The sequence below is a fragment of the Thiolapillus sp. genome, from assembly GCF_048562965.1.
Lineage (GTDB): Bacteria > Pseudomonadota > Gammaproteobacteria > Chromatiales > Chromatiaceae > Thiolapillus > Thiolapillus brandeum_A.
In genome coordinates, this window is record NZ_JBHNMF010000140.1 from 1 (window position 1) to 7,353 (window position 7,353).

The 7,353-nt window shown below is 53.5% G+C and carries 8 protein-coding genes and 1 pseudogene; 4 read left to right on the forward strand and 5 right to left on the reverse strand.

All coding sequences use genetic code 11. From position 1 onward, the window contains the following. On the forward strand, positions 1-856 hold an 856-nt coding region (locus ACOCD2_RS09175; RefSeq protein ID WP_293652523.1), incomplete at its 5' end, for a hypothetical protein. 67 nt (positions 857-923) lie between these two features. Here ACOCD2_RS09175 and ACOCD2_RS09180 read toward each other — a convergent pair. Both ACOCD2_RS09180 and ACOCD2_RS09185 read right to left on the reverse strand, forming a co-directional pair. Continuing rightward, on the reverse strand, positions 924-1,352 hold the full coding sequence (locus ACOCD2_RS09180) for a putative iron-sulfur cluster-binding metallochaperone (RefSeq protein ID WP_293646891.1): 429 nt from the start codon (positions 1,350-1,352) through the stop codon (positions 924-926). An 8-nt stretch (positions 1,353-1,360) separates the two neighbouring features. Then, positions 1,361-1,798, reverse strand: coding sequence for a hypothetical protein (locus tag ACOCD2_RS09185; RefSeq protein WP_293646889.1), 438 nt, complete (start codon positions 1,796-1,798; stop codon positions 1,361-1,363). A 216-nt stretch (positions 1,799-2,014) separates the two neighbouring features. On the opposite strand from ACOCD2_RS09185, the gene ACOCD2_RS09190 reads away from it, so the two are divergent. The 3 genes from ACOCD2_RS09190 to ACOCD2_RS09200 are packed head-to-tail and all read left to right on the forward strand — an operon-like array spanning position 2,015 to position 6,036. Further along, positions 2,015-3,676 (forward strand): thiamine pyrophosphate-binding protein, encoded by a 1,662-nt coding sequence (locus tag ACOCD2_RS09190; protein ID WP_293646887.1) that lies wholly within the window; start codon positions 2,015-2,017, stop codon positions 3,674-3,676. A gap of 12 nt (positions 3,677-3,688) precedes the next feature. Beyond that, a complete protein-coding gene (locus ACOCD2_RS09195) occupies positions 3,689-5,503 on the forward strand; it encodes a hypothetical protein (RefSeq protein ID WP_293646885.1) in 1,815 nt (604 codons plus the stop codon). After that, complete coding sequence (locus ACOCD2_RS09200; protein WP_293646883.1) at positions 5,500-6,036, forward strand: hypothetical protein; 537 nt, start codon at positions 5,500-5,502, stop codon at positions 6,034-6,036. The genes ACOCD2_RS09195 and ACOCD2_RS09200 overlap by 4 nt, the downstream gene beginning before the upstream one ends. Here the strand turns inward: ACOCD2_RS09200 and ACOCD2_RS09205 are convergent, their stop codons facing one another. The 3 genes and pseudogenes from ACOCD2_RS09205 to ACOCD2_RS09215 form a co-directional block, all read right to left on the reverse strand. Beyond that, positions 6,037-6,657, reverse strand: coding sequence for a class I SAM-dependent methyltransferase (locus ACOCD2_RS09205; RefSeq protein ID WP_293646881.1), 621 nt, complete (start codon positions 6,655-6,657; stop codon positions 6,037-6,039). It abuts the gene before it with no gap. A 113-nt stretch (positions 6,658-6,770) separates the two neighbouring features. After that, positions 6,771-7,211 carry a hypothetical protein gene (locus ACOCD2_RS09210; protein WP_293646879.1) on the reverse strand — a complete coding sequence of 147 codons (441 nt, stop codon included), beginning with the start codon at positions 7,209-7,211 and terminating at the stop codon, positions 6,771-6,773. Between the two features lie 8 nt (positions 7,212-7,219). Continuing rightward, positions 7,220-7,353: pseudogene (locus ACOCD2_RS09215) on the reverse strand (IS481 family transposase); the annotation flags it as partial.

The window sequence follows — 7,353 nt, forward strand, 5'->3', positions numbered from 1 at the left end:
TGTGAGGGGTGTGGTGATGCGACAGTACGGAGAGGATATTGCGGCACCGGTGGGAAACCAGCCGGCAAACAGAGAATGCCAACACGATCCTAACCTGTTGTGGAGCCCATCTACTCGACCCTTCAATGTACTGATCAAGCCGCTGGTGAGTGATGATGCCCGTTACAACGGGCTGGACCCGGCAGATCCGACGGGTATCAATGAAGACAACGACTACAGTCCAACGGGGTATATCTATTATTCCGGTACCGGATCCCTGGTACAGGGTGGCAGCATCTTGGTGAACTGTACCCATGGGGCGGCAAGCATCGTATCGGGAAGGGATGGCAAAGAAGGCTACTATCAGTTTGCTGTCACTGATATCGACAGTCTGGCCAACTGTGAGTTGAGCTATACACCGCCAGCGGGATACCGCTTCGATGAGTCCTGTGCTTCCGGGGGCAGCGCCTTCAGTGTGCCCACCGATGCCAGCTTTACGCAGTTGGGTTCGGCGAAGGATGCAGCGACCGGTAAGCTCAAAGACAAGGCCTGTAGCAGTAATCCCTGGTATCAGCGTCTCGCTATCGCACCGGATTCCGGAAAGCTGACCAACAACAATCTGCCAATGACGAGAGGCGCCTGCAGCTACGATGCCAGCCTGCTGCGGATTACCGGCAGTTTCTCCGGACAGGGAAGCACCATTTTGTCGTCTGCATTGGGCATAGAGACAGTGGACGATGGCAGCCGTGTCGAGGTGCTTGCACCGCATTTACTGGCATTGAAAACACCGAAGCTGAGCATCAAGAGCGGGACGGTGTTGCGTGTGGCGGCGGGGGCGAGACTGTCGGTAGCGCCAGTAACAGACCTCTGTCAGTAGCTGTCCGGTCACCGGTGTGCATGGTTGAATGCCGGTGATGCAGGGCGTACAGGAGGAGTTTGGCGCGTCAGGCTTTTTTTTGGGTGGCGGGAAAGTCTTTCAGGCAGCATTTTCCCGAGGGGTTTCGGATCTCGCAGGCACAGCGTTTCCTGCGGGTCTGCTCGATGACGAAGTCCCTGAGCCCGGGATCTAATTTGGCTTCTCCTCGGGAGACACCGAAGCAATAACAGATCGTTGCCTCGTCCGAGCCGTTCTTTATCCCCACGGCGGTACGCAGGGCATCCTGGGTCAGTACAGTATTATCCTCGCCAAAGTAGACGACCGGACAGTCCGGATTGCTGCAGAAATACATGGGCTGGGACTTCCGTTTCCAGGGTTGCCTGACATGTTGCAGGAAAGTCTGTTCGGAAACCGCCCTGTATGCCTTTCCATCCTCCGGACAGACATGAGTGTCCTGCTGCCGAGGGGTGGTTGTGGATGAACAGCAGTCACTCATGGCAGATCCTACCTGATGCGCTTCACACGAAGGGAACGGTTGCTGCCCTGCTTCTTCAGAACGAAGGACCCCAGGGCGCCTTTCTCGATGACAATGGTATCTCCCGCTGCAAGCCGGGGCTGGGAACTGCTGCCTACCTGGCGCCAAGTCTGCCCGTTTTCCAGAATCAGAATACGTTTACCCCGGGAGGCAGTTTCGACCTTGCTGATGCGACTGCTGATGTCGTGCAGGTTTTCTGCAGGAGATTTCTGCGGCAGGCCGAATGCGGCCTTTTGTTCTTCCGTTGTCGGAGGTGCCGTTTCCTTGTCCAGCGCAAGTGCATAGCGGTCATAGCAGGCGAGTCTTTCGCTGTCATTGCTGATGCTGCGGCAGTTCTGCCAGCCAGATGCGGCCTGCAGGGCAGAAGACAGCAGCAACAGCACTGCAATGTAGGGTGTTTGCGCCATGAGTTACCCCATATTTTTGCGATGAATGGATGGTGTCTTGCGATCATATAACGTTATACGGGAAGAATTCCAGCCACAGCTGTTTTCCGGGTTTTTCGTCTTATTGATAATGCCTTCGTATCCTAGTATCGTGCGCAGGCTATATACCCGAATTTCAGTATTCGGGGCATTTTTTACGCCGGTGACAACGCCCTGGCAATGCTGTGATCAAAGTGAATGAAGCTGACCGTAAGTGAACTGATCGTCGAGTATATGGAGCGCCTGGGCATACGTCATGTGTTTGGCATGCCCGGTGCCCATATTCTGCCTGTTTACGATGCGCTCTATGATTCGGACATTCAGTCTGTGCTGGTCAAGCACGAGCAGGGGGCGTCGTTCATGGCGGGCGGCTATTCCCGCTACTCCGGCGGGATATCCGCCTGTATCACTACGGCGGGACCGGGTGCGACCAACCTGGTAACGGGTATTGCCAATGCCTATGCGGACAGGCAGCCGGTGCTCGCGATCACGGGAGAAACCTCTACCCATATATTCGGCAGGGGAGGGCTTCAGGAAAGCTCCGGTGAAGGAGGCAGCATCGACCAGATTGCCCTGTTTCAGGGGATTACACGATACAACAGGATCGTGGAACGCAGCGATTATCTGGCCAATGTCTTCAATCGGGCATCCCAGATCCTGCTCGCGGAAAATCCGGGGCCTGTACTGCTCAGCTTTCCTTACAACGTACAGAAGGAAAAAGTGGATGCCGCCCTGCTGGATGATGTGATAACCGCCAGGCCTGAACAGGCCACGGATGTTGAGTGCACCCGCACCGGTAAGGTGATGGATCTGTTGTCGGAGGCAAAGTTTCCTGTCATTGTTGCCGGGTATGGCTGCATCCGCGGCGGTGCTCAGGAATTGCTGCAGCAGTTCAGCAGTGCTTTGAACATCCCCGTGGCTTCAAGTCTGAAGGCCAAGGGCGTGATCGATGAGGGAGATGCATTGTCCCTGGGAAGCCTGGGTGTTTCTTCCAGTGGCCAGGCCTATCGGTATATCGTGGAGCAGGCGGATCTGCTGCTGATACTGGGGGCCGGATTCAATGAACGTACCAGTTATGTCTGGGACAAGGATCTGACGGATAACAAGAAGATTATTCAGATCGATATCAACCCGGAGCAGTTGCAGAAGGTGTTTCAGGCGGATGTCGCCATACAGGGTGATATCGGAGAAATTCTGCAAGACCTTCTGCAGAAGATTGGGGCCGATGCCGCTGAGCAATCGTTTACCCGTTCGTCCGGATTGGCCATGGAATCCCTGGATTCTCCCGGTGACTATGCCGTTTTCCAATCCGGTTTTTCCCTGGTGGAAAAGTTCTTCCGTGAACTGGAGAAGCACTTTCCCGAAGGTGCCGTCGTCTTCGATGACAACATCATTTTTGCGCAGAATTTTTTTAGGGTATCGAGTGGAAACCGCTATTATCCGAATGCCGGCATATCCTCCCTGGGTCATGCGATACCTGCCGCCATCGGTGCCCAGTTCCACCGGCAGAGTCCCTGTTTTGCCATCATTGGTGATGGCGGTTTTCAGATGTGCTGCATGGAAATCATGACGGCTGTGAATTATGAAAAACCCCTGAATATCCTGCTGTTCAATAACGCCACCATGGGCCTGATCCGCAAGAACCAGCATCAGCAGTACCGGCAGCGTTTCATCGACTGTGATTTTGTCAACCCGGACTATAGGAAGCTGGCAGAATCATTTGGTATCAACTACCACCGTCTGGAAACAGCATCAGATATTGAACAGCTGTTTTCCGGCTCGGATCTGACCGGCGCCATCAACCTGATCGAAATGCCCCTGGACAAGGACAAGTTTCCCAACTACTCCTCCCGACGATAGAATTTCCAGACCATGGACAACCCGCGCGACTTCCCTGTTCTGAACGCCTTTCTTGCGGATTTCAAAGAGGCTGATCTGCCCGCGTTTCCCAGGGAACCGCAGGCGGCGGAAGATCTGCTGCGCTTCTATGATCGTCTGTTCTCCCTTGTGGAAGGGAAGATGTGGGAAGGTGGGCTGGACAGGGGACTGCTGGAAAGCTATCGGCAGTTGATGGCAGAGCTCGATGCGCAACTGCAGCAGAGCGGGCAGGACGATCGTCATCACTTCATCGTGGTCATTCCTGTGGCGGACAGGCCCCGGCATTTGCAAAGCTGTCTGGAAAGCCTGCTGACCCTATGCGGGTATTTTCCTTACGGGAAAAAGGCGGATGGAAGCATCGCTGGCATTTCGGTGCTGATCGCCGATGATTCCAGAGACATGGTCAATATCGCAAAACACAAGGACATTGTTGAGGCATATAACCGCAGAGGACTGGACGCACAGTATTTTGGCCAGGAAGAGCAACTGAAAGTCATGGATGGACTTACGGACCAACAGCGGCAGGACCTGCAGGGCGTCCTTGGAGCCTGCGATGCGCACCGCTTCTATCACAAAGGCGCATCCATCATGCGAAACATTGCCTGTATCAGGCTTGATGAAATGGCCGGGCAATATGAAAAGCCGTTGTTCTATTTTGTCGACAGCGACCAGGAATTTCAGGTCAAGTATGAAAGCAATGGAAAAGGCGAGGATGTCTATGCGGTAAATTATTTCTATCATCTGGACAGAATTTTCAGTTGCGGGGATGTATCGGTGATCACGGGCAAGGTCGTGGGCGATCCTCCCGTATCTCCCGCCGTGATGGCCGCCAATTTCCTGAATGATGTCTGTGCCTTTCTAGAGGAGATGGTCGGCCGCAGGAAAGAAGACGCCTGTCTGTTCCATGGCGCCGAAGCGCAACGGCACAGTGATGCCGTGTACCATGACATGGCCGACCTGTTTGGCTACAAATCATCAGAAACATCCTTTCAGTACCGTTGCGGCCTGCAGGGGACACACGACCACGGTGGCTGTTTCAAGGATTTTGCTGCCAGAATAAGGCAGTTTTTTGATGGGGAGCATCCAACGCGAAAAACCTGGTTTACCTATTCAGACGTACTGTCCAGCACCGTATCAGCACGTACTGTTTACACGGGAAACTATGTATTCAACCGGGATGGACTGGCGTATTTCATTCCCTTTGCGACCCTCAAATTGCGCATGGCCGGTCCGACACTCGGCCGTATCCTGGGTGCGGAACTCGACGAAGGTTTTTTGTCTGCCAACCTGCCCATGCTGCACAAGCGTACGGTGGAGGAGACCGGGCAATCTGAATTCCGTCCGGGCATCGTTCACGAGGACAGGTTGGTCGACCTTTCCGGTGAACTGGAGCGTCAGTATTTTGGTGATGTGATGTTGTTCAGTATGGAAAAACTGACCGGAGAGAACTACCCTCAATCAGTACTGGCAGAAAACGACGTTCTCGAATTGTTGCAACAGACAGAACGACACCTCAGAAATAAATATATGGAAAAGCATCGCCAAATACAGCAGAAACTGGAGCGCCTGGAAAAACTGCTGCTGGAACCGTCGAACTGGTGGATGGGTGACGGCAATATGCAAGACGCGGTTGGAGAGATAGAGGCCTTTGTTGCCAATATGAAATACAATTTCGGTAGCGGTGCGCGGGGCATGGGATATATACAATCCCGGGAGCATCGCCAGGAACGCTTGCATCAGATGGCCAAAGCCATACGGAAATACCGGCAGGAACGGAGGGACTGGAAGCAGTTGCTTAAATTGCAATGAATGTCTTTATTCTCAACACCGGCCGTTGTGGCTCCACCACGTTCATCCAGGCTTGCCGGCATATTTCAAATTACAGTGCGGGGCATGAAACCAATATCCACAGGATTGGAGCAGAGCGGCTGCTGTATGCCGACGATCATATCGAGGCCGACAATCGCCTCTCCTGGATGCTGGGTCGTCTGGACAGGCAATATGGTGACTCAGCCTACTATGTGAATCTGCAGCGGGACAGGGACAGCACCGCGCGCAGTTTTGTCAGGCGGATGGACTTCGGTATCATGAAAGCCTATCGCGATGGCATCCTTCTTGGAGGTGAGAAGGATCAGGCAGCATTGGACATAGCACAGGATTACATCGAAACCCTGGAAACCAACATTGCCCTGTTCCTCAGGGACAAGAAAAACAGGATGGATTTCCGCCTCGAACATGCCGGAGAGGATTTTCGGATCTTTTGGGACAGTATCCGGGCTGAGGGTGATCTTGAGTCAGCGCTGCTGGAGTGGCAGACACGCCACAATGCATCGGGTGCCTGATCAGTCGGGTCTGAACTGCAGGATGGAACAGCCTCGTTCGGTTCCGACAAACCGGTGTTGCAGCGTCGGAAAGCGTTGCAGCCACAGGGCGACAATTTCTTTTTCCTCTTCCCTTCCCGCGTCATCGAGAAAGACGGTGCAATCCCGGCTGAGCTGCTGATGCAGCAGCGGTAAAGCCGGATAACGTGAATGATGCTGGATGTAACCGGGCGGTCCATCTATGACCAGGAGATCTACAGCATCTTCTGGAAGGCTGTCCAGTGAGTACCAGTCCCAGTCCAACTGCGTGTCATCGGGTTGCTGCCGTACCAGTGGGGCATGGATCACGCTGGCATAGTCAGCAAGAGAAAAGCTGTGCAGGTTCCTGCGGGTATCTGCTGCAAACTCCGCACCATTTTCCAGACTGACAACCTGACCGCATTGGTTGATCTGACAGCATCTGGCCAATACCAGTGTGCTGAGGCCGCTGCTGCATTCGAGGATTCGCGCAGGTTTGTTTTCCAGACAGTGGTCGATCAGCAATTCGAGAAAATCCGGGGCGGCAGACCAGTGCTCGGTGTAGGGAAGCGCTTGTGCCAGCTGCAGCTTTTTCTGTACTGCACTATAAGGATTTGAAACCAAGGTTGTTTCCTGGGGTGGCGGAAATGCGGTTTATCGTACGAAAGCCGGCTGTCGCTGTTGCCTGACGAAAAAGAAACCGCCGGCCAGAATGCCGGCGGTGTTCTCATTTCAGTTTACTTGGGAACCTGATAAATCGTGCGGGCGGGGGAGACGACACGGCCCTGACGCTTCAGGTAGGCGAGCGTCTGCGGAAGGTTTCCGGTGGCTACGCCTTTCTTTTTCAGCTCCGCTTTCAGGTCGGTAGTGGAGATCTTGCCTGCTTTGGCAATGATGGCAACGACTTTTTCGGTAACACTGGTGCCGGCTTTACGACCTTTCCTGGCAGTCTTCTTGCCGCTCAGGCGGGAAATTTCTGCATCCAGCTTGCGCAGTTCTTTCTTTTGTTTGGCAACAAGTTCACGTCGTTTGGTGCGCAGCGCTATGAGTTTTTCTTTGTTGGCTTCCAGTGATTTCTGCAATTCTTCCTGTTCGCGCTTCTGAGCCAGTTTATACAATTCAGCAGCGGACAATTCAGTTACCTGTTTTTTTCTTGCAGGTGTTTTTTTCTTGGCCATTTCAATCCTCAATACAATGTGTAGTTGTCAAGTCCCGATAGATCATAGATTTTCTTTTTGAATAATTCCGGTTGTTTTTTGTGCCAATCCTTAAGCGCCTGAATGGGCGTGATGTGCCCGATGTTTTTCTGCGGGACATGGT